A 22,844-nucleotide genomic window follows, 5' to 3' on the forward strand; every position below is an offset into this window, starting at 1 on the left:
TCGCAACCCAACGGGGATAAATCCCCTCGCCACAAAAGTACAGTCTTGTCCTGGATAAAGCAGTTCGTTACAGCGCTCATAAAAAAGCCCCCGCTGCCGCAAGGCAACGGGGGCTTTTGTCGATCGAGTGTCTACATCTCGACCTGCGTCCCCAACTCAATCACCCGGTTCAGCGGCAGATTGAAAAAGCGCAGGTTGCCGTTGGCATTCTTCAGCAGGAAGGCGAATAGCAGCTCGCGCCAGCGGGCCATGCCCTCGAGCTTGGAGGCGATGATCGTTTCGCGACTGAGGAAGTAGGTGGTGCGCATCGGGCTGAAGTCCAGATCATCCAGGTGGCAGAGCTTGAGGGCCTGCGGGACGTCCGGCTCATCGGTGAAGCCGAAGTGCAGGATCACCCGGAAGAACCCCTCGCCATAGGCATCGACCTCGAAGCGGCGTTGCGGCGGGACGCGGGGAATGTCTTCGTACACCACCGTCAGCAACACCACCTGCTCGTGCAGCACCTGGTTATGCAACAGATTGTGCAACAGCGCATGGGGCACCGCGTCCGAGCGCGCTGTCAGGAACACTGCGGTGCCCTGCACGCGATGGGGTGGCTGCACGCGGATGCTGCTGATGAAAATCGGCAGCGGCAACGCGCCTTCGTCCAGCCGCTCGACCAGGATCTGCTTGCCACGCTTCCAGGTGGTCATCAGCACGAACAAGGCGATACCGGCGATGACTGGGAACGCACCACCCTGGATGATCTTCGGCACGTTGGCGGCGAAGTACAGGCCGTCCACCAACAGAAAACCGAACAACAACGGTACCGCCAGCAGCGGTGGCCACTTCCACAGCAGCAGTATCACCGCCGACACCAGAATCGTGGTCATCAACATGGTGCCGGTGACTGCTACGCCATAGGCCGAAGCCAGCGCGCCGGAGGATTCGAAACCCAGCACCAGCAGCACCACGCCCACCATCAGCGACCAGTTCACCGCACCGATGTAGATCTGCCCCTGCTCGGCGCTGGACGTGTGCTGGATGTACATGCGCGGGATGTACCCCAGCTGGATCGCCTGGCGCGTCAAGGAGAACGCCCCGGAAATCACCGCTTGCGAGGCGATCACCGTCGCCAGGGTCGACAAGCCCACCAGCGGGATCAGCGCCCAGCTCGGTGCCAGCAGATAGAACGGGTTGCGCGCCGCCTCCGGATCGCCCAGCAGCAGTGCGCCCTGGCCGAAATAGTTGAGCATCAGCCCTGGCAGAACCAGGATGAACCAGGCGCGGGCAATCGGCTTGCGCCCAAAGTGCCCCATGTCGGCGTACAGCGCTTCGGCGCCGGTCAACGCCAGGACCACAGCGCCGAGGATCGCCACACCCATGCCCGGATGTACGACAAAGAACCGCACGGCCCAGGCCGGGTTCACCGCCTGCAACACTTCCGGGTGCTGGATGATGCCGTAGACGCCAAGGGCGCCGAGCACCAGAAACCAGGTGACCATGATCGGCCCGAACAGAATGCCGATCCGCGCGGTGCCGTGGCGCTGGATCAGGAACAACGCCACCAGCACCACCAGCGACAGCGGCACCACCCAATGGTCGATGCCGTCGAACGCCAACTCCAGGCCCTCGATGGCCGAGAGCACGGAGATCGCCGGGGTGATCATGCTGTCGCCATAGAACAGCGCCGCGCCGATCAGGCCGCAGACTACCAGGAAGGACCGCAGCCGCGCTCTCCCCCCGGCCGCCCGTCGGGCCAGGGCCGTGAGCGCCATGATCCCGCCTTCGCCTTGGTTGTCGGCGCGCAGGACGAACATCATGTACTTGATCGACACGACCCATATCAGCGACCAGAAAATCAGCGACAGGATCCCCAGCACCCCATCGTGGTTGACGGGCACGCCATAGGCTCCGGAAAACACTTCTTTAAGGGTGTACAACGGGCTCGTGCCGATGTCGCCATAAACCACCCCGACCGCCGCGACCAGCATGCTCAGCGGTTTTGCTGCCGAATGCTCGGCACCTGCCGCCTGACTACTTGCATGACCCATCCAACACTCCTGATTCCCAGACCTGTCTTCTTCAACGAAGCACTATGCTTTTGTAGACGCAGCATGCGCTGTTTTACTGATTGTTACAGACGTTTTCTTGAATGTGGAAATCGTCAGAACCCAAAGGCGCGAAGCATAGCGCAGCACTCGTCGTTTTTCCCCGTATAAAGCTGGTCAAGTGCCTCGGCCACCGCTAGAATTGCGCACTTTTTGATCAGAGGCGCGTCAGGCGCCCTGTCTCGGCATGAGACGATCCCCCTACACCGAGGTTAGACATGTCCACCACTACCGCGCCAGCCAACCCGAAGGTCGGCTTCGTATCCCTGGGTTGCCCGAAGGCTCTGGTCGACTCCGAGCGCATCCTGACCCAGCTGCGCATGGAAGGCTATGACGTCGTCTCCACGTATCAGGACGCCGACGTGGTGGTGGTCAACACCTGTGGTTTCATCGATTCGGCCAAGGCCGAGTCCCTGGAAGTGATTGGCGAAGCCATCAAGGAAAACGGCAAGGTCATCGTCACCGGCTGCATGGGCGTGGAAGAGGGCAACATCCGCAACGTGCACCCCAGCGTGCTGGCCGTGACCGGTCCGCAGCAGTACGAGCAGGTGGTCAACGCCGTGCACGAGGTGGTTCCACCGCGTCAGGACCACAACCCGCTGATCGACCTGGTGCCGCCGCAAGGTATCAAGCTGACCCCGCGTCACTACGCCTACCTGAAGATTTCCGAGGGTTGCAACCACAGCTGCAGCTTCTGCATCATCCCGTCGATGCGCGGCAAACTGGTCAGCCGTCCGGTGGGCGACGTGCTCGACGAGGCCCAGCGCCTGGTCAAGTCCGGCGTCAAGGAACTGCTGGTGATTTCCCAGGACACCAGCGCCTACGGTGTCGACGTGAAATATCGCACCGGCTTCTGGAACGGCGCGCCGGTGAAAACCCGCATGACCGAACTGTGCGAAGCCCTCAGCACTCTCGGCGTCTGGGTCCGCCTGCATTACGTCTACCCGTACCCGCATGTCGACGAGCTGATCCCGCTGATGGCCGCCGGCAAGATCCTGCCGTACCTGGACATCCCGTTCCAGCACGCCAGCCCGAAAGTCCTCAAGGCGATGAAACGCCCGGCGTTCGAAGACAAGACCCTGGCTCGTATCAAGAACTGGCGCGAGATCTGCCCGGACCTGATCATCCGCTCGACGTTCATCGTTGGCTTCCCAGGTGAAACCGAAGAAGACTTCCAGTACCTGCTGGACTGGTTGACCGAAGCCCAGCTCGACCGCGTCGGTTGCTTCCAGTACTCCCCGGTCGAAGGCGCACCGGCCAACGACCTGAACCTGGATGTGGTACCGGACGACGTCAAGCAGGACCGTTGGGAGCGCTTCATGGCGCACCAGCAGGCCATCAGCTCGGCCCGCCTGCAAATGCGCATTGGCCGTGAAATCGAAGTGCTGGTGGACGAAGTGGACGAACAAGGCGCCGTGGGCCGCTGCTTCTTCGACGCCCCGGAAATCGACGGCAACGTGTTCATCGACAACGGCAGCAACCTCAAGCCGGGCGACAAGGTCTGGTGCAAAGTGACCGATGCTGACGAATACGATTTGTGGGCTGAGCAGATCGGCTGATCCAGGCTTGGACTCAAGCCTAGGGGGCTTTTGTGGCGAGGGGATTTATCCCCGTTGGACGCGAAGCGTCCCTCATGTGCCTTGGGGCTGCTTAGCAGCCCAGCGGGGATAAATCCCCTCGCCACAGGTCCGCATCTACCGTCATTGTTTCGCCTGCTTCGAAAAAACCAAAAAGCCCTGCCTTGCGACAAGATGCGGGGCTTTTTTACGGCTATCGTATGGAGAAACCCCGGGCCTCCAGCACAAGGAACAGGCGGGCATGCGCCAGCATTCGGTCATCCATACACCGAAACCGAACGACTATCCGGAACTGACCGAAGTGTGGGAGGCGTCGGTGCGCGCGACCCACGACTTCCTGCCGGACAGCTACATCGAACTGCTGAAAAACCTGGTGCTCACCCGCTACCTGGACGCGGTGATGCTCATCTGCACCCGGGACGCGCGCCAGCGCATCACCGGTTTTGCCGGGGTGGCCGCCGGCAAGATCGAGATGCTGTTCATCGACCCGCAACACCGGGGCCAGGGCCTGGGCAAGCAACTGCTGCACTACGCCATGGAACACCTGAACGCCGATGAACTGGACGTCAACGAACAGAACCCGCAGGCGCTGGGCTTTTACCTCAAGCAAGGCTTCGAGGTGGTCGGCCGTTCGGCGCACGATGGCATGAACCAGCCTTACCCGTTGCTGCACATGCGTTACAAACAACCTGACCTGAAGGCCCGGCGCGGCTAAAAGCCACACAACGCAAATGGACCCGCGATTAACCGGCGCCAGGCAGGTACAATGCCCACCCTCTTTTTGTTACGGCACTGTCATGACTGACCCGATTCGCCTCTCCAAACGCCTCATCGAACTGGTCGGCTGCTCCCGTCGGGAGGCTGAGCTGTTCATTGAGGGCGGCTGGGTCACGGTCGATGGCGAAGTGATCGATGAGCCGCAGTTCAAGGTCACCACCCAGAAAGTCGAACTCGACCCCGAGGCCAAGGCCACCGCGCCGGAGCCGGTGACCCTCCTGCTGAACGTCCCGGCGGGCATGGATGTAGACACTGCCATGGCCTCCCTCGGCCCGCAGACCTTGAGCGAAGAGCATCGTTTCAGCAAACGACCACTCAAGGGCCATTTCCTGCGCCTGACCGCCAGCGCCGACCTGCAGGCCAATGCCAGCGGACTGCTGGTGTTCACCCAGGACTGGAAGATCTTGCGCAAGCTCACCGCCGACGCGGCCAAGATCGAGCAGGAATACGTGGTGGAAGTCGAGGGGGAGATGGTCGCCCATGGCCTCAATCGCCTGAACCATGGCCTGACCTACAAAGGCAAGGAACTGCCGGCGGTCAAGGCCAGCTGGCAGAACGAGAACCGCCTGCGCTTCGCCATGAAGAATCCGCAGCCGGGCATCCTCGCGCTGCTCTGCCAGGCGGTCGGCCTCAAAGTGGTTGCCATCCGCCGCATCCGCATCGGCGGGGTGTCCATCGGCAAGGTGCCACTGGGCCAGTGGCGCTACCTGTCCGCCAAAGAGAAATTCTAATTTTCCGGTGCCCCGCCCAGTTGGGGCGCCCATTGCAGATTGATCAGGATTGCACACATGATTCACAACGACGTACTGCGCAGCGTGCGCTACATGCTCGACATCAGCGACAAGAAAGTCATCGAGATCATCAAGCTTGGCGGCCTGGATGTCTCCTTGACCGACCTGGCGGGCTACCTCAAGAAAGATGAGGAAGAAGGTTTCGTGTTCTGCCCCGACGAAGTCATGGCGCACTTTCTCGATGGCCTGGTGATCTTCAAGCGTGGCAAGGATGAAAGCCGTCCGCCGCAGCCCATCGAAGTGCCGGTGACCAACAACATCATCCTCAAGAAACTGCGGGTGGCCTTCGAGCTGAAGGAAGACGACATGCACGCGATTCTCAAGGCCGCCGAGTTCCCGGTGTCCAAGCCGGAACTGAGCGCATTGTTCCGCAAGTTCGGCCACACCAACTACCGCCCCTGCGGCGACCAGCTGCTGCGCAACTTCCTCAAGGGCCTGACGCTGCGCATTCGCGGCTGATTTCGGTTTCCAGAGTTCCTGTGGCGAGGGAGCTTGCTCCCGCTGGACGTGCAGCGTCCCCCTTGCGGTGTGTCAGACAAAACCAGGGGGGCCGCTTCGCCCGAGGCGTCGGACCGTCCCAGCGGGAGCAAGCCCCCTCGCCACAGGGTCGATGTCGGACCTGCCTCTCGCGTTATCATGCCCCTTCCCTCCTCGCCCCGATCCCAATCCATGACCTATAACGTCTCCCCCATCGGCTTCGTCCGCTCCTGCTTCAAGGAGAAGTTCGCCATTCCGCGCCAACCGCAACTGGCCCCGGCTGCACGCGGTGTACTGGAATTGGTGGCGCCGTTCGATCAGGGTGAGGCGGTGCAGGGCCTGGAGCAGGTCAGCCATGTCTGGCTGTTGTTCCTGTTTCACCAGGCGCTGGAAGACAAGCCACGGTTGAAAGTGCGGCCGCCGCGACTGGGTGGCAACAAATCCATGGGCGTGTTCGCCACCCGCGCCACCCACCGCCCCAATGGCATTGGTCAGTCGGTGGTGAAGCTGGACCAGGTCGAAGCCGGGCGGTTGTGGATCTCCGGCATCGACCTGCTGGACGGCACGCCGGTGCTGGACATCAAGCCCTACGTGCCCTACGCCGACATCATCGGCTCGGCGTCCAACACCATCGCCAGCGCCGCGCCTGAATTGATTGCGGTGCAATGGGCGGACACTGCCCTGCTTCAAGCGTGCGAGCACGCCAAGCGACTGGGAGAGCCCCTGATGGAGCTGATTGAACAGTGCCTGGCCCAAGACCCACGCCCGGCGTACCAAATTCCTACCGTCGAACGGGAATATGGCGCGCAGTTCTGGGACCTGGACGTTCGGTGGCATTACCCGCAGGCGGGGTTGATCCGGGTGTTGGAAGTGGTGCCAGCCAAATCCTGAGCGCCGGAAACGAAAAAGCCCGCGCTGCCTTTATCAGGTAGCACGGGCTTTTTTATGGGACAACCGGTGGACCGAGGCGCCTTCTTCGCGAGCAAGCCCGCTCCCACACTGGATCTCTGGTGAACGCTGAATTCGTGTTCAAAGGAAATCAATGTGGGAGCGGGCTTGCTCGCGAAGGCGGTCCAACATCCGATGATTATGTTGGCTGGCAGCCCACTACAAACCGGTCACCGCAAGCTTACTTCTCTACAAACGCGCGTTCGATCAGGTAATCACCCGGCTCACGCATACGCGGGGAAACGGTCAGGCCGAAGCTGTTAAGCACTTCGCTGGTCTCGTCGAGCATGCTCGGGCTGCCGCACAGCATGGCGCGGTCGTCCTGCGGGTTGATCGGTGGCAGGCCGATGTCGCGGAACAGCTTGCCGCTGCGCATCAGATCGGTCAGGCGGCCTTCATTCTCGAACGGCTCGCGGGTCACGGTCGGGTAGTAGATCAGTTTTTCACGCAGGGCTTCGCCGAAGAACTCGTTCTGCGGCAGGTGCTCGGTGATGAACTCGCGGTAGGCGACCTCATTGACGTAGCGCACGCCGTGGCACAGGATCACTTTCTCGAAACGCTCGTAGGTTTCCGGATCCTGGATGACACTCATGAACGGCGCCAGGCCGGTGCCGGTGCTGAGCAGGTACAAATGCTTGCCAGGCTTGAGATCGTCCAGCACCAGGGTGCCGGTGGGTTTCTTGCTGATGATGATCTCGTCGCCTTCCTTCAGGTGCTGCAACTGGGAAGTCAGCGGACCATCAGGGACCTTGATGCTGAAGAATTCGAGATGCTCTTCCCAGTTCGGGCTGGCGATCGAGTAAGCGCGCATAAGCGGGCGGCCATTGGGCTGTTGCAGGCCGATCATCACGAACTGACCGTTCTCGAAGCGCAGGCCCGGATCACGGGTGCACTTGAAGCTGAACAGAGTGTCGTTCCAGTGATGAACACTGAGGACACGCTCGTGGTTCATGTTGCTCATGTACGGGGACTCCTGGGAATGATGCCTGCGCCGTTAATCTGCGCAATTGCAGCGCATTCTAATGGCGGCGACAATATCTGTTAACTGGATTATTAAGATAAGGGTTATCGGTTATATCGATATGCGATTTACTCTCCGTCAACTGCAAGTCTTCGTCGCCGTCGCCCAGCAAGAGAGCGTTTCCCGTGCTGCGGGCCTGCTCAACCTGTCGCAGTCGGCTGCCAGCACCTCCATCACCGAGCTGGAGCGCCAATCGAGCTGCCAGCTGTTCGACCGCGCCGGCAAGCGTCTGAGTCTCAATGCCTTGGGCAAACAGCTGTTGCCCCAGGCGGTGGCGCTGCTGGACCAAGCCAAGGAGATCGAAGACCTGCTCAACGGCAAGTCCGGTTTCGGCTCGCTGGCGGTTGGCGCCACGCTGACCATCGGCAATTACCTGGCGACCCTGCTAATCGGTGGCTTCATGCAACGTCATCCGGAAAGCCAGGTGAAGCTGCATGTACAGAACACCGCCAATATCGTGCACCAAGTGGCTCATTATGAAATTGACCTGGGTCTGATCGAGGGCGATTGCAGCCATCCGGACATCGAAGTGCAGAGCTGGGTGGAGGACGAACTGGTGGTGTTCTGCGCGCCCCAGCACCCACTGGCCAAGCGCGGTCAGGCGACCATGGCGCAGTTGACCCAGGAAGCGTGGATTCTGCGGGAACAGGGTTCCGGCACCCGACTGACCTTCGACCAGGCGATGCGTCATCATCGCAGCGCGTTGAATATCCGCCTGGAACTGGAGCACACCGAAGCCATCAAGCGGGCCGTGGAGTCGGGCCTGGGGATCGGTTGCATCTCACGCCTGGCCCTGCGCGATGCCTTCCGCCGCGGCAGCCTTGTTCCGGTGGAAACCCCGGACATGGACCTGGCGCGGCAGTTCTATTTCATCTGGCACAAGCAGAAATACCAGACCTCGGCCATGCGCGAATTTCTCGAGCTGTGTCGGGCTTTCACGGCCGGGGCCCAGCGCAGCGATGAAATCGTGCTGCCGGCCATAGCCTGAGCGATCAGAGCAGGACTACCCCCCAGACCAGGGCAATCATCGTCAGGGCAACGAGTTGGGCCGCACTGCCCATGTCCTTCGCGTTCTTCGACAGTGGGTGCAGCTCCAGGGAGATACGGTCGATGGCCGCCTCCACTGCCGAGTTGAGCAACTCCACGATCAATGCCAACAGGCAGACCGCAATCAACAGCGCCTGCTCGACACGGCTGACGTTGAGGAAGAACGACAACGGGATCAACACGACGTTGAGCAGCACCAACTGACGGAAAGCCGCCTCGCCGACGAAAGCCGCGCGCAGCCCGTCCAGGGAATAGCCAGAGGCGTTGAGGATGCGTTTAAGGCCGGTTTGGCCTTTGAAAGGTGACATAGGCTGGGCACTGATCAAAAAGGAGTGGAGAAGCTAATTCAAATCCGGTCAAAAAAGCGTGAACACGCGCATCAAGTCTGCGGTGAAATTGACTCAAGTTGTTGCAGCAACAAGGCTGCCTGGGTTCGCGTACGTACATTCAGTTTGCGGAAAATCGCGGTCACATGGGCCTTGATAGTGGCCTCCGACACGTTCAACTCATAGGCGATCTGCTTGTTCAACAAGCCCTCGCAGACCATGGTCAACACCCGGAACTGCTGCGGTGTGAGACTGGCGAGCCCTTCGCTGGCGGCCTTGGCTTCTTCGGAGACGCTCACGGCTTCGAACGCCTGGGGCGGCCAGCTTACATCGCCATCCAGAACGGCCTTGACGGCCTGCTGGATCATCTCAAGGGAACTGGATTTGGGGATGAAGCCACTGGCACCGAATTCACGCGCCTTGACCATCACCGAGGCCTCTTCCTGGGCCGAGACCATCACCACCGGGATCTGCGGGTATTGGCCGCGCAACAGCACCAATCCTGAAAAACCATAGGCGCCGGGCATGTTCAGATCCAGCAGCACCAGGTCCCAATCCGCCTTTTCGGTGAGCCGGACCTCCAGTTCCGCGATACTGGCCACCTCCGTCAACCGGACATCCGGGCCAAGGCCCAGGGTCACTGCCTGACGCAACGCGCTGCGAAAGAGCGGGTGGTCATCGGCAATCAGGATTTCGTATGTGGCCATTGTTTAAATGATCCTGTTTTTGATGGCAGGCCCGATGCATTCGGATCAAGCCAAGACAACTCAAGACACTACTCGCCGCAGCATCTACAGGGCACGTCCAACGCCAGACACGGCGTTTCAACCGTGAGCTGCCCCGGGGCGGCGCCCAGCATGCCCAGCGAAGCCGGGGTGGTCAAGCAGCACGGCCGCTCCTGTATCCAGTATGGGCCACTATTGGGCCAAGATCGTTTGCGACGTGCCGATAAAGGCCTGCAACTCGGCGTGGGCGGGGGTCGTTAGATTCACGTCCTGTTGGCGCTTGGCGCCCAGGTAATGCTGGCTGAACACATCAAAATAGGCGTCCAGGGCGGATGCTGCGTCGCTGTCACCCGCCAGCTCCAGGCACAACGCCGCCACTTCGGCGGTGCACAAGTGCTCGCTGCGGGTCGACCGGCGCAAGCGATAACGCGACAGTTTGTCTGGCAACAGGCTCAGGATCGGCAGCCGGTCGAAGTATGGGCTTTTACGGAACATCTTCCGCGCCTCGGTCCAGGTCGCGTCCAGCAGGATGAACAGCGGGCTCTTGGACCGATCGAAGTCGACCGTGTGGGTCACTCGCGACGGCTCGACGTATTCGCCAGGAAATACCAGGTACGGCTGCCATTGCGGATCATTGAGCAACGCCAGCAGTTGCGGGTCGACTTCAGTGCGCGACCAGATGAACGCATGGTTGTCACGAACCACGTCGGCGATCAGCCAACCGGTGTTGCTCGGCTTGAACACTTCCTTATTGGTCATGATCAGGCAAACCCCGGAACGGGTCTCGACGCTTGGACGCCAGGCGCACAGGCAATGACTCTCGATCACTCGGCAAGCGCTACAACGGGGCGCGCGCCAGCCACGGGCCTGGAGTGGCTTGATACCTTCATCAACGCGCTGGTCGCGCAGACGGGCTACGGCATTCGGGGCATGCTGATTCATGGGCGACGCCGACAGACAGGAAAACTCGACACGAACAACACTCGGCAGGGCAACAAAGCCGGGCAGTCTACCAGAGCGCGCAAGCCTGTACCGTGCAACCGGGCTCCCCTATAATTCCCGGCCACTGAACGCACAGTCATGTGATCGGTCGAACCACCTGTCACTGAACCAGGAGAGTTTCATGCTGCGCCTTATCGTCCCTACCGTTGCCGTGCTGCTGGCAACGTCCATCAGCGCTCAGGCTGCCTCGCTGAAAGAACTCGAACTGAACAAGATGCTGCAGAACGTCGCCAGGGAAAGCAGCGTCGGTACGCCGCGGGCGATCAACGAAGACATTCTCGACCAGGGTTATACCGTTGAAGGCACCGAGCTGATCAACCACCTCAGCGTGCAAAGCAGCCATGCGCAAAAAATGCGTGCCGACCCCAAGGCCGTGTATTTCCAGCTGGGCTCCACGGTTTGCACCAACCCGGGCTTCCGCAAGCTGATGGCAAAGGGCGCGACGATGCGCTACGAATTCACAGAAGTTAAGACCAACCGTCCGGTCGCAACCGAGCGCTTCCAGGAATCGGATTGCCCGAAACCGGCCAAGACTAAGAAGTAATCAACCCGAGCGTGCGCGTCGCTGCTCATCGTCGGCGCGCAGTTCTGCCACCAGCGCCTGTAGATAGCGCGAGCGCCATGTCCGCCCTTCCAGTCGGCGGCAACATTCTTCTTCCAGACTCACCCGATTGGCCTGGGCCGATTCCAGCAGCGCCAGGTACAGCTGCCTGTCGAGTTCAAGAGTCACCCTGCTCATCTCTCCCGCCTCCATGCCCGATCCGCTTCAATCCGTCGCGTGCCACCTGGCTCAAGGCGCCAAAACATCGGCACGCTTGTTAATCAGTAAATCAGAGCGCTACCCAGCCGGTCGGCAATCAGACGAGCGGTACGGGTCTTCCACAGTCATTATCCGGCGATTGCCAATGTTTACTTTTGGGCGCCATGATCAGGGCTGCGAAGATCGGCACGAGGGTCTAGATTCAGAGGTATCTCTTTTGACCGGACAGAATTAGGCTGCCCTGCTACGCCTTGCCGTGTAATTGTTTTAAATCCAAGGGAAACGCAGGACCTGCTGGATGACTGGGTCGCCCTGGGCAGACCGCGTCGAGCCAGGTCAACGTCCGGGCACCGAGCCTGGGCCGACAGCGACATAGGGAATGTCGTGGCCCTGACGAATGTCTCGTCCGGGGCGGGGGTCCTGTCAAGAAGGAGAAGCTGCATGCCTTACAAACCGAATGATCTGCTCAGCCGTCATTTTGAGAGCCATGGCCACGACCTTATCCACAAGGTCGAAGAGCAACTCAACCTGGTATCACCCAACAGCCCGAACCTGCCCATCTACCGCGACATGATCCTGACCGTGTTGCGCATGGCCCAAGAGGATCACAACCGCTGGAACGCCAAGATCACCCTCCAGGCTTTGCGCGAGCTGGAGCATGCATTTCGCACGCTCGAACAGTTCAAGGGGCGGCGCAAGGTGACCGTCTTTGGCTCCGCCCGAACCCCTATCGAACATCCGCTGTATGGCATGGCCCGCGAACTCGGCGCAGCGCTGGCCCGTTCGGACATGATGGTCATCACGGGTGCCGGCGGCGGCATCATGGCCGCGGCCCATGAAGGCGCAGGCCGAGACCACAGTCTGGGCTTCAATATCACCCTGCCCTTCGAACAACATGCCAACCCGACCGTCGAGGGCACGCCGAACCTGTTGCCATTCCACTTTTTCTTCACCCGCAAACTGTTTTTCGTCAAGGAGGCCGACGCCCTGGTGCTCTGCCCGGGTGGCTTCGGCACCCTTGACGAGGCGCTGGAAGTCCTGACCCTGGTGCAGACCGGCAAAAGCCCGCTGGTGCCGGTGGTCCTGCTTGATGTGCCGGGGGGAAGATTCTGGCAAGGCGCCCTGGATTTCATCCGTGAGCAACTGGAGGAGAATCGCTACATCCTGCCCACCGACCTGAAGCTGATGCGCCTGGTGCACAACGCCGAAGACGCCGTAGAGGAAATCAACCGGTTCTACCTTAACTTCCACTCCAGTCGTTGGCTCAAGCATCAATTCGTGATTCGCATGAATCACAAGCTCAGCGAACAGGCCATGCACCTGATGCAGGCGGACTTTGCCGACCTGTGCCTGAATGACTGTTTTCATCAGCACGACTACAGCGACGATGACCGCGACGAAGCCCGGTTCAGTCATCTGACCCGACTGGCGTTTACCTTCAACGCCCGGGATCACGGCCGCTTGAGGGAATTGGTGGACTACATCAACCTGCCGGAAAACTGGGCCGAGCCGACCCAGGAAGTCCGGCCCCTCACCTGGGAGCCGATCAAGGTGACCTGAGGCAAAAACTTGAGGCAAAAAAAACGGCCCGCTATCGAAATAGCGGGCCGTTTTGCTTCAATCGTCCGTGCCGCGACCGCTGAACAAGCGGTTGATCATTTCCATGGAGTACCCTCGATACGCCAGGAAACGCCCCTGCTTGGCTCGTTCCCGTGCATCGATGGGCAGATGCCCCGAGAACTTTCGACGCCAGGTATCGGTAAGCTGCGCCTGCCAGTCAATACCGCTTTCGCGCAATGCGAGTTCGATATCCGGGCGTTGCAACCCGCGCTGGCCCAGTTCTTCGCGAATGCGCAACGGTCCGTAACCGGATCGGGCGCGATAGGAGACAAAGCTTTCCAGGTAGCGGGTTTCCGACAGCAGGCCCTCTTCGGTCAAACGGTCGAGGGCCGGGTCGATCAACTCATCGGGAGCACCGCGCTGACGCAGTTTACGCGTCAGCTCGACTCGACCGTGCTCGCGCCTGGCGAGCAGGTCCATTGCGGTTCGTCGCACCGCGACGAGGGTGTCGAGTACGGCGGTCATTGAGTCGATCAGATGTCAGCGTCAGCCAGATCATCAGCCGTTTCACGGTTTGCCAGTGCCTTGACGTCTGCAACCGGGCTCAACAGCTTGTCACGCAATTGCTTCTCGAGCGCTGCTGCAACTTCCGGGTTGTCCGCCAGGAACTTGGCCGAGTTGGCCTTGCCCTGACCGATCTTGGTACCGTTGTAGGCATACCAGGCACCGGATTTCTCGACAAAGCCGTGCAACACACCCAGGTCGATCATCTCGCCATTGAGGTAGATGCCCTTGCCGTAGAGAATCTGGAACTCTGCCTGACGGAACGGCGAAGCCACCTTGTTCTTCACGACCTTGACGCGGGTTTCGCTGCCGACCACCTCATCACCTTCCTTCACCGCGCCGGTACGACGAATGTCCAGGCGAACCGAGGCGTAGAACTTCAACGCGTTACCACCGGTGGTGGTCTCGGGGCTACCGAACATCACGCCGATCTTCATGCGGATCTGGTTGATGAAGATCACCAGGCAGTTGGCGTTCTTGATGTTACCGGTGATTTTGCGCAGGGCCTGGGACATCAGGCGAGCCTGGAGGCCCACGTGCATGTCGCCCATTTCACCTTCGATTTCAGCTTTTGGCACCAGTGCAGCCACGGAGTCGACGATGATCACGTCAACCGCATTGGAACGCACCAGCATGTCGGTGATTTCCAGGGCTTGCTCACCGGTGTCCGGCTGGGAAACCAACAGGTCGTCGACGTTGACGCCCAGCTTGCCGGCGTATTCCGGGTCCAGGGCGTGTTCGGCGTCGACGAAGGCGCAAGTCGCGCCAGCTTTTTGAGCCTGGGCGATCACGGACAAGGTCAGTGTGGTTTTACCGGAAGATTCAGGACCGTAGATTTCAACAATACGGCCTTTTGGCAGGCCGCCGATGCCAAGCGCAATGTCCAGGCCCAGGGAACCGGTGGAGATGGAAGGAATAGCCTGACGGTCCTGATCGCCCATACGCATTACGGCACCCTTGCCGAATTGACGTTCGATCTGACCCAAGGCCGCAGCCAAGGCTTTCTTCTTGTTGTCGTCCATTAAAGTCCTCACGTAATCAATAAGGCCTGACGGCCAACACCTGTATAAGTAGCCAGTATTATTCCACAGCGTTTGAGGATCGCCTACCCCTGATTTGAGATTTCTACAGCGGCATGTTGTAACAGCCCCTCTAGCGCGGCCTTCACCGTTTGTCGGCGGACCTCGTCGCGGTTGCCTGGAAAGAATCGCTGCTGGCTGACGACCGTCTCGCCAACGCCCCAGGCCAGCCACACGGTGCCCACCGGTTTATTCGGCGTGCCCCCGTCCGGCCCGGCCACGCCGCTGACCGCCACGGCATAACGCGCCAGGCTTTGCTGCTGGGCGCCCCGCACCATGGCCTCGACCACTTCGCGACTGACCGCCCCCACCGTCCCGAATAGTTCTTGCGGCACGTTCAACTGCTGGGTCTTCTGGCGATTGGAATAGGTGACGTAACCGGCCTCGAACCAGGCCGAGCTGCCGGGAATACGGGTGATCGCCTCGGCAATCCCGCCGCCGGTGCAGGATTCGGCCGTGGTGACATGGGCATTGAGCAACTGCAGGCGCCGGCCCAGTTCCGCCGCCAGTTCGGTAATCTCACCCATGACCTTCTCCTGATGTCGACGCAATGAGGCCTACCGTACACGAGCACTCCAAGGTTGCAAGGATCCTCGGACTACTGACCCAACGCTCTGATATAGGCCTGGCAAGCCTGCAAGGCGATCAGTCCACGGTCGCCTTCGTCGGTGATGGCGATAATTCGTTGAGCATGCGCCGGGTCAAGTTTGGCTCGCGCCTTTCCATGAACCACGCCGCTGGCGCCGGGGGTGGCAGACACTGGATTGCAACTGGCTGAATCCTCGAGGAGGACTGACAGCCGCAGATCAGCGGAGGCAAGACGATCGCGCAGGCGAGCTTGATTGCTTTGAGCATCGCTCAGTTCCTTGTAGTGGGTTTGCTCGCTGGCCGACAACCGCTGCTCCAAGGCCAAGCGCTTGTCCTGCTCAACCTTGGTCTTGGTGGCGGCCGCGCTGCTGATCGTGTCCAGATCGGCAAGATGCAGGCTAGCCTGCTTCGCCAGTTGCCCACCGTAGCGCCAGTCCTGGACCGTCCAGGTCACGCCGACGGCCAGCAGCACGAGCACCAGCACACCGATTGCCCAAGTTTTCACGCCCAAAGGATTCACGGCACGTCGCTGAAAAAAATGTGGTGGCCCAAGAGCAGGGTCTGCTTTGCCTTGGCTGCCCACCCTGGCACGACCTGTATGCTGAGCGCGTAATAGTGCGTGGCGCCGCAGGTGGGATCCGAGACCCTCCCGTCGATTACCTGGTCAGCCGCGATGCGGCACTGCGCCAGCTCGCGGAATGGAATCTGACGTATACCGCTCAGGAATGGATAGTTCGGGTCGTTCTTGTTCCAGCAGCTGAACTGGTACGGCTTTTGGCAGACGTCGGCATAACCTTCTCCCCACCAGGAGTTTTCCCGGCCATCCTCCACACGGTTGCGGATCGCCCACGCCACGGCGATTTGGCCAGCAAAACCTTCACCTCTTGCTTCTGCCCACACGGTGCGGGCAAGGATGTCGCGATCCCTTTCGGAAATAGACATAACTTTTCTCCAGGCAAAAAAATCCCGCTCAATGGCGGACCTATATAAAATGGCCAATCGTTTTGGATCCCCCTGCAAAGGGTGGTTTCGTTTTTTCAGGGAAATGGACTATGAAGTTCAGATTTGCAGTAATTTTCGTGGCGTTGGCCTTCGCCGGTGGTGGCGAGAGCAAGGCGGAAAGCTCCAGGAGTAAATCGCCGCTCCCCGTCTACTTGCTTCTCGGCCAAAGCAATATGGTTGGCATGCGTTCCGATGCCGAGAAACTGCCAGGGCCGATGAAGCGCGCGCAAAACAATGCACTTTTCTTCAAGGCCGGAAAATGGGCGCCGCTTGCCCCTGGCGTCTCTGAAGTGAAGGGTTTCGGGCCCGAAATTTCCTTCGCCCAGAGCATGAAGGGATCAGGCAAGTTCGGAATCATCAAGGTCAGCGCCGGCGCGACAACGCTATTCAAGGAATGGAACCCGAATATCGGCGACTCTCTGTATGGAAAGACCCTAGATCTCGTCCAGGAAGCGAAGAGAACTCGGTCAATCAAGATCGCTGGAGTTCTATGGATGCAGGGCGAGAGCGACGGCGCGACTCAGGAAATGGCCGACTCCTACGAAAGCAACCTGAAGACCCTTCTCTCCTCCCTGAGATCAGACCTCAACGAGCCGCATCTGCCTATCGCCGCTTGCAGGGTGACGGCCCCTAGCACTCAGTTCCCGTTCATTGAAACCGTCCGCAAAGCGCAGGAGTCGGTTCAAGAGCCAGGCTACACATGGTTCAACTGCGACAACCTGACTAAAGGCCCTGACAATTTGCACTACGACACCCAAGGTCAGATTGCGCTAGGGCAGCTGTTTGCCGAGGCATTAAAGTCAGTACGCTGACCTACCCGCACCTCTGAAATCTTAGGCATACCCGCCCGAATAAAAACCGGGAGTACTTCGTAATGCACCTTGTAGCGGGATCGATTATCTCAATCTCACCCAAGTTTCGCTCAGCTCTTTCCGGCTTGGGGTACTCGCAAACCATGAAACCACCGTCTTTTCCTCATCACCATACTGAACATAGATCATTTCCCTGCCCTTAAATGCTCATGTAGGCCAAAGTTAGAAATAACGTTTGACCTTTAAATCAATAACATTCTTCGGATGTATTCCGTCAGCAAGAAGCCTTGGCCAAACTCCGGTTGCGGCGGCTGCGTTCCAACGATTAACAACCAGCCCCCTAAATCCTTTTACATACTTTCAGTAGTGCCCTTGAATGTCCAAAGCAAATCATTGACTCCAGAACAATCAGGGTAGGCGACAGGGTTAGAGTACTGAAAACAACCCTCTTTCCTGCTTCCGTGACCAGCGCCCGCCACAGTTCGGCCCGCAGGTCATGCAGCAGGTCCAGCGCCGTCGTCGCTGGCGTCAAGCACCAGCACCGTGTCGAAACCGTCACGTACCGTTTGCAACGTGACGTTCTGCGCCATGTTCTTGCTTGCCACGTCGGCGGTAGGCAGAACTTAGGCGCAGGGGGTTTGCAGGGGAGTACCGGCTTGCAGCGTGGCGAGGCCAAAGCCTGCGACCACGCGATGGGCGGGCGCGGGGCATTGCTCACGCAAGTGCGTGAGGACCGGCGTCATCTTCATAAGGGGGTTCCAGCATTGTTTGAATGTGCAATGGAGGCCCTGTGGGGCTTGCTCGCGGAAAGCGGTGGGTCAGGCAACTTCGATGTTGAAGCTACTGGTCCCTTCGCGAGCAAACCCGCTCCCACATCAGATCGGTGTTGCTCCCGATTTTTGAGTCGATGCAGGTCAATTGTGGCGAGGGAGCTTGCTCCCGCTGGCCTGCGAAGCAGGCCCCCGCTTTTCTTCAGGTGATGCGACTGCTGCGCAGTCGAGCGGGAGCAAGCTCCCTCGCCACGGATTCGATGTTGTCTGGGCTGACCTCATCGCGAGCAGGCTCGCTCCCACAGGGGTAGTAGCGTTTGGGGGCTATGCCTTGGCATCCAGGCAAGTGGCGTGGATCGAGCAGCGGTAGCTGGTGGCCCGGTCGCCGCTGGCGGTGACTTTGTCGATGGACCAGCGGCCGCGCATGAAGTCTGGCCAGCTGGAGTCCAGCAGTACGATGCCTTCGGCGGACAGGCCCGGGTTGCCAGGGCACTCGATGGTCACCTTGAGGGATTCGCGCAGCATCCGGCGCACTTCGCCTTCGCCAGCGGCGCGGGCATCGTCGGCGCTCTGAAAGCGCTGGCGCAGGGTCTTGAACGGCGCGGTGCTGCTTTCCTCGACGCGCAACATGCCGCTCACCGCATCCCACCAGGCGGTCTTGCAGCCCTGGTATTTAGCCCGGGCGGTTTCATCGAATTTGGCCGAGATAAAGGCGCTGTCGCCCGGACGGTTGTTGGTGGTCACCGAGAGTTTTATTTCTGGCAGGACCTTGCCCGACAACGATTTCGCCTGACCGCGTCGGGCCAGCACGTACAACTCGTTGATCGGCTTGGCGACCGCGTCATAGCGGTGAGCGAGCCGCGTCAGGAACCCCATGTCTGTTTCATTGGACTGGTCGATGTGCTCGATCTTGATCAACGACAATTCAGGCGCAACGCGCGGGGAAAACCCGTGCCTGGAGGTCAACTCGCGAAACAGCGCCCCCAGCGTCGTCGGTCCATGGCTGACGGATCGGCGCTCCTTGAATCCGGTCTGGTCTGCCGCGCTGAAAGGTGCCGCCATGGCGACCAGCGTGAGGGTTAACGGAAACAACGACGGCGTGCGCCGGGTGATGACAAACTGGCCTTTATCCACCAGCCCCGACTCCAGGTAGCCGACCCGCAGGCCGATTTTGCCTTCCAGGCTGGGCAGGCCTTCCAGCCCTTCCAGGTTGATGACCAGCGTCAGTTGATCGGACTCGATGCCCGCCGCATCGATGTGCGTCCATTTGAGCAAGCGTTGATTGATCAGCGCCGCGTTGGCGCCATAGATCTCCACCGCAGGCGTGAAACCCAAAGACATGTGGCCTCCTTAATCCCAGGCTGAAACGGGGTTGGGTGCGGCGGGTTCGAGCTCCACTTCCGGCAGGACAACCCGCACGCCCGCCGGCAGCACCGGTCCCCATTCGGCCAGCTGCGGATTGAGGCGCCAGAGCGCCTCCTCGACCGCATCGTCACAGCGCTCGATTTCGCGATACAGCAACAGATTCACCGAATCACCGGCGATGCTTCGAACCCTACGCATTGGCAAACTCCGTCAATTCAATCGTCCAGCCGACCACCATCGCGGTGCCATCATCGATGATCTCGCTCTGGGTTTCCGACACCTTGTTGATCTGCCACAGGCCCCAGTTGCGGCCAATGCCGTCAATCAACGGCACGGGAGCACGCAGTGCCTGCAATGCGCGCAGCTCATCGAGGCGATCCATGGCTGTCGCGTACATCGACTTACCGGTGATGGTCAGCCCTTGCAGGCCTTGGCCGACCTGGCTGGACTTGGGTTTACTGGTGAGAATATCGATGCTCTTCCAGCCGCCGTCTGAAGTACGTGACAGGCTGTGGTATGCGAAATCCCTGGACAGTCCAAAGATGAAACTGCCGAGTGCCATTTGTTGGCGCATCAGGTGGCTCCGTCGGTCAGGGCCGCGTCACTGCGCATGGCGAGTGAGTCGGGCGTGGTGGACAGGCCGAATTGGCCTGCGATCTGCTGCACGACCAGGTTGGCCAGCTGACTGGCACTGGCCTGGTCCTGGCCGTTGATGTAGATGTTGGCGGTCATGGTGTTTTGTTGGTTGCTGGTCTGGGTGCTGGTGAGGTCCTTGCTGACCTGGTCCGGGGCGGCGAGTTTGTCGGCTGGCGCGGCCAGTTTTTCCCCCAGCCAGGAACCGGACTCACCGCCCAGCAAGCTTCCCCCCAGCCCGCCGATGACCGCGCCAAGCGCTCCACCGAGGGCCGTGCCAAAAACCGGTGAGATAAAGGAGCCCAAGGTCATCCCTACCCTCGCTCCGCCCGTTGCCCCCGCCCAACCGCCCCCCGCCGCTCCCAGGCCTGCGCCGAACATCCGGGCGTCACCGCTCAGTGCGCCTTCGACCACCAGCGGGGCGGCACCCAGCACTAATCCTCCGGGTAGCATTCGGGTGAATGAGCGCAATGAAGCACTGATACCGCGCAGGGAACCGCTGGCGCTCACGCCCGCCTCGGCTTTCGCCACGCTGGCTGGCTCGAGCGGGCTTGCCTCCCTGAGACCCAGCCGGCCTGTAGCCCTGCCCTTGCTGACGTCCTCGGAAATCACCTCACCCAAACGCCCCGGCAGACGCGTCGCCACACCGCCCAGGACGCGCTTGGCCACCCGGCTGCCGAGTTCGTCCGTGATAGCGTTGAGCAACGCGCTCGCCAGCGGCTTGATCGCGGCGGCCACCAGCACGAGTGCGGCGGCGGCCTTGGGTGAGGTTTCGGCCAGCTCACTCATGCCGTCCACCAGCGAGCCCGACATCTTGAGCGAGCTGTCCATCAACGGCGCCAAGGCGTCACCCGTAGCCACCGACAGTCGCTCGCTGCGCGCACTCATGGCGTTGAGCTGACCCTGCCGGGTTTGCGAGAGCGCCAATGCGTCCTGCCTGACCGAACCCTGGTTGCTCAACTGCGAAGTGGCGTACTGGGCGGGATCTTTTACCTGCCCGAAGGCTTCGTTCACATCACTGATTTTGCGTGCCATGCGCAGCACGGCGTCATCACTGTTGCTGAACAGCGTGGCGGCGAGCGTCGAGCGTTTTTCGGCCGGTTGCGCGTTCAGTGCCGCCAGCACCGTCATCACAGTGCCAGGGGCGGTGTCCTTGTCGCGCAAGCCATTGGCTATCGCAACGGGCGCCAGGCCCAGTTGCTTCCAGGCCGTTTGTTCGGTGGCGGAGGCTTGCTCACCCTTGCCCAACGCTGTGGTGAATTTATCGAGCGCGATGCCGGCTTCGGCCTGTTGCGTACCGGTATTGAGCAAGGCCGCTGTCAATGCGGCGGCTTGCGCCGGGGCCAGGCCTGCTTGCGTCGCAGCGGCGCCATCACGCTGCAGTACCGCGCCGACCTCAGCCGCTTTCGCGCCACCGGGAATCTTGCCCAGTTGGTTGGTGGCATCCGCCAGATCAAACGCCTGGGCAGCGTCGAGTTTCATCGAGGTGCGCCAGGAGGCCAGCATCTCGGCGACATCCATGGCCGGCACCTTGAACGCCGAGGCGACCACTCCCGCATCGCTGGCAAAGCGCAGCAACTCGAACTTGCGGTCCGAGGCATCGGGCAGATCGCTGGCGATTCCGGCCCTGGCTGCCAGGCTTTCAATCCGTACCAGATCCACCGCCTTGGTCCCCCCGGCCGACACCAGCGCAGCACTGGCGATGTGCTGTGTGTCCCGAGCCATTTCCTGGCTCTGGCGAGCGGTGAATTGGGTAGCCTGTTTCAGATCGGCGACGGCCGAATCCATTTCTATCGCAGGTTTAAGCAGATCCGGCGGTTCAAAAAAGCCAGAAGTCTTAGCCGCGTCTTTTTGCTCAGCGCCAGCTTCACTCTTGGACCCGGCGGACGTCGTCTGGGACAACAATCGTTGGGTCGAGAGCTTCAACGTCAACGCCTCGATCGCGGTCGTCAGCAGGCCGAGCTTGAGCCCGACATTATTCAGCGCCAGCCCCAGGCCAGACAGCGGGTCCCCGCCGAACAGGCCCGCCTCTTGGGCGATTGCGCCGCTCATTGCTGCCGGACCGAGGCCAGTGTTACCGAACGCCAAGCCACTCTGATCGAAGGCTGCGTACTTGAGCGAATATCTATCGTCCGCCATTGCGCTTTACTCCTGTTTCACGCCGAGGCGAGTGATCGCGATGTCGTAACGGCGCAATGCCTTGCCGGCGTCCCACTCCAGGATCTCCGCCTCACTTACTGGGTAAATGAGCGGCACTACATCGAGGATCACTTCGATGTCGCGCTGCGAAAGAAGTCCGCCGGTTTGTTTAAAAAATCGTCGATACGCACCTGCAACTGGGTCCAGTCGGGCACGCTCAACAGGTCGAGATCGGGGATCATCAGGCCCGTGCAATGGGCGGTGATGAACTCGGCGCGTTCCTTGGCCGTCTTCAGCTTTTTCATCGCCTTGGTGGCCCGCAGCACCGGCATTTCCAGGGTCAGCGACGTCACGCTGCGGCCTGCCACGCTGATCGGTTGCAGCAACTGCACCTGGTCGGGGTCAGCCTGTGGGTCGTCCAGGAAGTGCGACGCCGGGCGGCTCGACATCTCATGGACGTACTGGGCGATGCTCACGTAGTCCGGGCGCTTGAGCTGGTCCAGTTCCTTGACCGACAAGCCGGTGGCCAACCTGGCCAGTTCGAAGAACTGATCGTCTTCGTCATCACCGGCGCGGGCCAGGGCCTCCTTCTGCGCCGCGTAGAAAAGGGGTTTGAGTTGCAGCTGGTCGATCTGCGACTGATCGTCGGCAGTGATCGGCGACAACAGGATATGGATGGGGGGTGTCCAGGACATGGATCGGGTTCCTTGGATAATCGTGGTGAGCGCGTCCCCTGTGGGAGCGGGCTTGCTCGCGAATGCGGTGTGTCAGCCAACATCAATGTCACTGAC

26 protein-coding genes are annotated in these 22,844 nt (G+C 60.6%); 9 read left to right on the forward strand and 17 right to left on the reverse strand.

The window, feature by feature from the left end; genetic code table 11:
- Positions 1 to 131: 131 nt before the first annotated feature.
- A complete protein-coding gene (locus RGM2987_RS04330) occupies positions 132 to 2,033 on the reverse strand; it encodes a potassium transporter Kup (protein ID WP_245138871.1) in 1,902 nt (633 codons plus the stop codon).
- 275 nt (positions 2,034 to 2,308) lie between these two features.
- Between RGM2987_RS04330 and rimO the strand changes: the two genes are divergently transcribed.
- From rimO to tsaA, 5 genes are all read left to right on the forward strand, one after another.
- Complete coding sequence (gene rimO / locus RGM2987_RS04335; protein WP_245138872.1) at positions 2,309 to 3,649, forward strand: 30S ribosomal protein S12 methylthiotransferase RimO; 1,341 nt, start codon at positions 2,309 to 2,311, stop codon at positions 3,647 to 3,649.
- Between the two features lie 259 nt (positions 3,650 to 3,908).
- Positions 3,909 to 4,382 (forward strand): GNAT family N-acetyltransferase, encoded by a 474-nt coding sequence (locus RGM2987_RS04340; RefSeq protein WP_245138873.1) that lies wholly within the window; start codon positions 3,909 to 3,911, stop codon positions 4,380 to 4,382.
- Between the two features lie 82 nt (positions 4,383 to 4,464).
- Positions 4,465 to 5,175: an rRNA pseudouridine synthase gene (locus RGM2987_RS04345; RefSeq protein ID WP_245138874.1), complete on the forward strand. Its 711-nt coding sequence runs from the start codon at positions 4,465 to 4,467 to the stop codon at positions 5,173 to 5,175.
- Positions 5,176 to 5,232: 57 nt separating this feature from the next.
- Positions 5,233 to 5,694, forward strand: a complete 462-nt coding sequence (locus tag RGM2987_RS04350) for a DUF1456 family protein (RefSeq protein ID WP_245138875.1) — start codon at positions 5,233 to 5,235, stop codon at positions 5,692 to 5,694.
- A 210-nt stretch (positions 5,695 to 5,904) separates the two neighbouring features.
- The gene (gene tsaA / locus RGM2987_RS04355; protein ID WP_245138876.1) at positions 5,905 to 6,603 is read left to right on the forward strand and encodes a tRNA (N6-threonylcarbamoyladenosine(37)-N6)-methyltransferase TrmO; all 699 of its coding nucleotides are present in this window, start codon (positions 5,905 to 5,907) and stop codon (positions 6,601 to 6,603) included.
- A gap of 238 nt (positions 6,604 to 6,841) precedes the next feature.
- Here tsaA and fpr read toward each other — a convergent pair whose 3' ends face one another.
- The gene (fpr, locus tag RGM2987_RS04360) at positions 6,842 to 7,621 is read right to left on the reverse strand and encodes a ferredoxin-NADP reductase (protein ID WP_003198368.1); all 780 of its coding nucleotides are present in this window, start codon (positions 7,619 to 7,621) and stop codon (positions 6,842 to 6,844) included.
- Between the two features lie 121 nt (positions 7,622 to 7,742).
- Here fpr and RGM2987_RS04365 point away from each other — a divergent pair, with 121 nt between their 5' ends.
- Positions 7,743 to 8,669: a LysR family transcriptional regulator gene (locus tag RGM2987_RS04365; RefSeq protein WP_245138877.1), complete on the forward strand. Its 927-nt coding sequence runs from the start codon at positions 7,743 to 7,745 to the stop codon at positions 8,667 to 8,669.
- Positions 8,670 to 8,673: 4 nt separating this feature from the next.
- On the opposite strand, the gene RGM2987_RS04370 is transcribed toward RGM2987_RS04365, so the two are convergent.
- The 3 genes from RGM2987_RS04370 to RGM2987_RS04380 all read right to left on the reverse strand — a co-directional run bounded on the left by RGM2987_RS04370 (position 8,674) and on the right by RGM2987_RS04380 (position 10,721).
- The gene (locus RGM2987_RS04370) at positions 8,674 to 9,036 is read right to left on the reverse strand and encodes a diacylglycerol kinase (RefSeq protein ID WP_063322710.1); all 363 of its coding nucleotides are present in this window, start codon (positions 9,034 to 9,036) and stop codon (positions 8,674 to 8,676) included.
- 71 nt (positions 9,037 to 9,107) lie between these two features.
- Positions 9,108 to 9,761, reverse strand: a complete 654-nt coding sequence (gene erdR, locus RGM2987_RS04375; RefSeq protein ID WP_245138878.1) for a response regulator transcription factor ErdR — start codon at positions 9,759 to 9,761, stop codon at positions 9,108 to 9,110.
- A gap of 210 nt (positions 9,762 to 9,971) precedes the next feature.
- On the reverse strand, positions 9,972 to 10,721 hold the full coding sequence (locus tag RGM2987_RS04380; RefSeq protein ID WP_245138879.1) for a tRNA-uridine aminocarboxypropyltransferase: 750 nt from the start codon (positions 10,719 to 10,721) through the stop codon (positions 9,972 to 9,974).
- Between the two features lie 181 nt (positions 10,722 to 10,902).
- On the opposite strand from RGM2987_RS04380, the gene RGM2987_RS04385 reads away from it, so the two are divergent.
- Positions 10,903 to 11,325 carry a quorum-sensing-regulated virulence factor family protein gene (locus RGM2987_RS04385; protein ID WP_245138880.1) on the forward strand — a complete coding sequence of 141 codons (423 nt, stop codon included), beginning with the start codon at positions 10,903 to 10,905 and terminating at the stop codon, positions 11,323 to 11,325.
- On the opposite strand, the gene RGM2987_RS04390 is transcribed toward RGM2987_RS04385, so the two are convergent.
- Entirely contained in the window at positions 11,326 to 11,520 is a 195-nt protein-coding gene (locus RGM2987_RS04390) for a hypothetical protein (protein ID WP_245138881.1), read from the reverse strand.
- Between the two features lie 462 nt (positions 11,521 to 11,982).
- Here RGM2987_RS04390 and RGM2987_RS04395 point away from each other — a divergent pair, with 462 nt between their 5' ends.
- Positions 11,983 to 13,101, forward strand: coding sequence for a TIGR00730 family Rossman fold protein (locus tag RGM2987_RS04395; protein WP_245138882.1), 1,119 nt, complete (start codon positions 11,983 to 11,985; stop codon positions 13,099 to 13,101).
- Between the two features lie 57 nt (positions 13,102 to 13,158).
- Here the strand turns inward: RGM2987_RS04395 and recX are convergent, their stop codons facing one another.
- From recX to RGM2987_RS04420, 5 genes are all read right to left on the reverse strand, one after another.
- On the reverse strand, positions 13,159 to 13,626 hold the full coding sequence (gene recX / locus RGM2987_RS04400; RefSeq protein WP_245138883.1) for a recombination regulator RecX: 468 nt from the start codon (positions 13,624 to 13,626) through the stop codon (positions 13,159 to 13,161).
- 8 nt (positions 13,627 to 13,634) lie between these two features.
- Positions 13,635 to 14,687, reverse strand: coding sequence for a recombinase RecA (recA, locus tag RGM2987_RS04405; protein WP_245138884.1), 1,053 nt, complete (start codon positions 14,685 to 14,687; stop codon positions 13,635 to 13,637).
- An 83-nt stretch (positions 14,688 to 14,770) separates the two neighbouring features.
- The gene (locus RGM2987_RS04410; RefSeq protein ID WP_245138885.1) at positions 14,771 to 15,271 is read right to left on the reverse strand and encodes a CinA family protein; all 501 of its coding nucleotides are present in this window, start codon (positions 15,269 to 15,271) and stop codon (positions 14,771 to 14,773) included.
- A 71-nt stretch (positions 15,272 to 15,342) separates the two neighbouring features.
- Entirely contained in the window at positions 15,343 to 15,852 is a 510-nt protein-coding gene (locus RGM2987_RS04415; protein ID WP_245138886.1) for a lysis system i-spanin subunit Rz, read from the reverse strand.
- A complete protein-coding gene (locus tag RGM2987_RS04420; RefSeq protein WP_245138887.1) occupies positions 15,849 to 16,274 on the reverse strand; it encodes a cell wall hydrolase in 426 nt (141 codons plus the stop codon). The genes RGM2987_RS04415 and RGM2987_RS04420 overlap by 4 nt, the downstream gene beginning before the upstream one ends.
- 110 nt (positions 16,275 to 16,384) lie before the next feature.
- Here RGM2987_RS04420 and RGM2987_RS04425 point away from each other — a divergent pair, with 110 nt between their 5' ends.
- Complete coding sequence (locus RGM2987_RS04425) at positions 16,385 to 17,146, forward strand: sialate O-acetylesterase (protein ID WP_245138888.1); 762 nt, start codon at positions 16,385 to 16,387, stop codon at positions 17,144 to 17,146.
- A 623-nt stretch (positions 17,147 to 17,769) separates the two neighbouring features.
- Here RGM2987_RS04425 and RGM2987_RS27520 read toward each other — a convergent pair.
- The 6 genes from RGM2987_RS27520 to RGM2987_RS04450 form a co-directional block, all read right to left on the reverse strand.
- Entirely contained in the window at positions 17,770 to 17,895 is a 126-nt protein-coding gene (locus RGM2987_RS27520; RefSeq protein WP_280639829.1) for a hypothetical protein, read from the reverse strand.
- A 345-nt stretch (positions 17,896 to 18,240) separates the two neighbouring features.
- Positions 18,241 to 19,257 (reverse strand): contractile injection system protein, VgrG/Pvc8 family, encoded by a 1,017-nt coding sequence (locus RGM2987_RS04430; RefSeq protein WP_245138889.1) that lies wholly within the window; start codon positions 19,255 to 19,257, stop codon positions 18,241 to 18,243.
- A 9-nt stretch (positions 19,258 to 19,266) separates the two neighbouring features.
- Positions 19,267 to 19,479, reverse strand: a complete 213-nt coding sequence (locus tag RGM2987_RS04435) for a tail protein X (protein ID WP_245138890.1) — start codon at positions 19,477 to 19,479, stop codon at positions 19,267 to 19,269.
- Entirely contained in the window at positions 19,472 to 19,855 is a 384-nt protein-coding gene (locus RGM2987_RS04440; RefSeq protein ID WP_245138891.1) for a phage tail protein, read from the reverse strand. The genes RGM2987_RS04435 and RGM2987_RS04440 overlap by 8 nt, the downstream gene beginning before the upstream one ends.
- Positions 19,855 to 22,053 (reverse strand): phage tail tape measure protein, encoded by a 2,199-nt coding sequence (locus RGM2987_RS04445; RefSeq protein ID WP_245138892.1) that lies wholly within the window; start codon positions 22,051 to 22,053, stop codon positions 19,855 to 19,857. The genes RGM2987_RS04440 and RGM2987_RS04445 overlap by 1 nt, the downstream gene beginning before the upstream one ends.
- A 128-nt stretch (positions 22,054 to 22,181) precedes the next feature.
- Positions 22,182 to 22,748, reverse strand: a complete 567-nt coding sequence (locus RGM2987_RS04450; RefSeq protein ID WP_245138893.1) for a phage tail assembly protein — start codon at positions 22,746 to 22,748, stop codon at positions 22,182 to 22,184.
- Positions 22,749 to 22,844: the final 96 nt, after the last annotated feature.

Source organism: Pseudomonas sp. RGM2987 (assembly GCF_022952855.1).
GTDB lineage: Bacteria > Pseudomonadota > Gammaproteobacteria > Pseudomonadales > Pseudomonadaceae > Aquipseudomonas.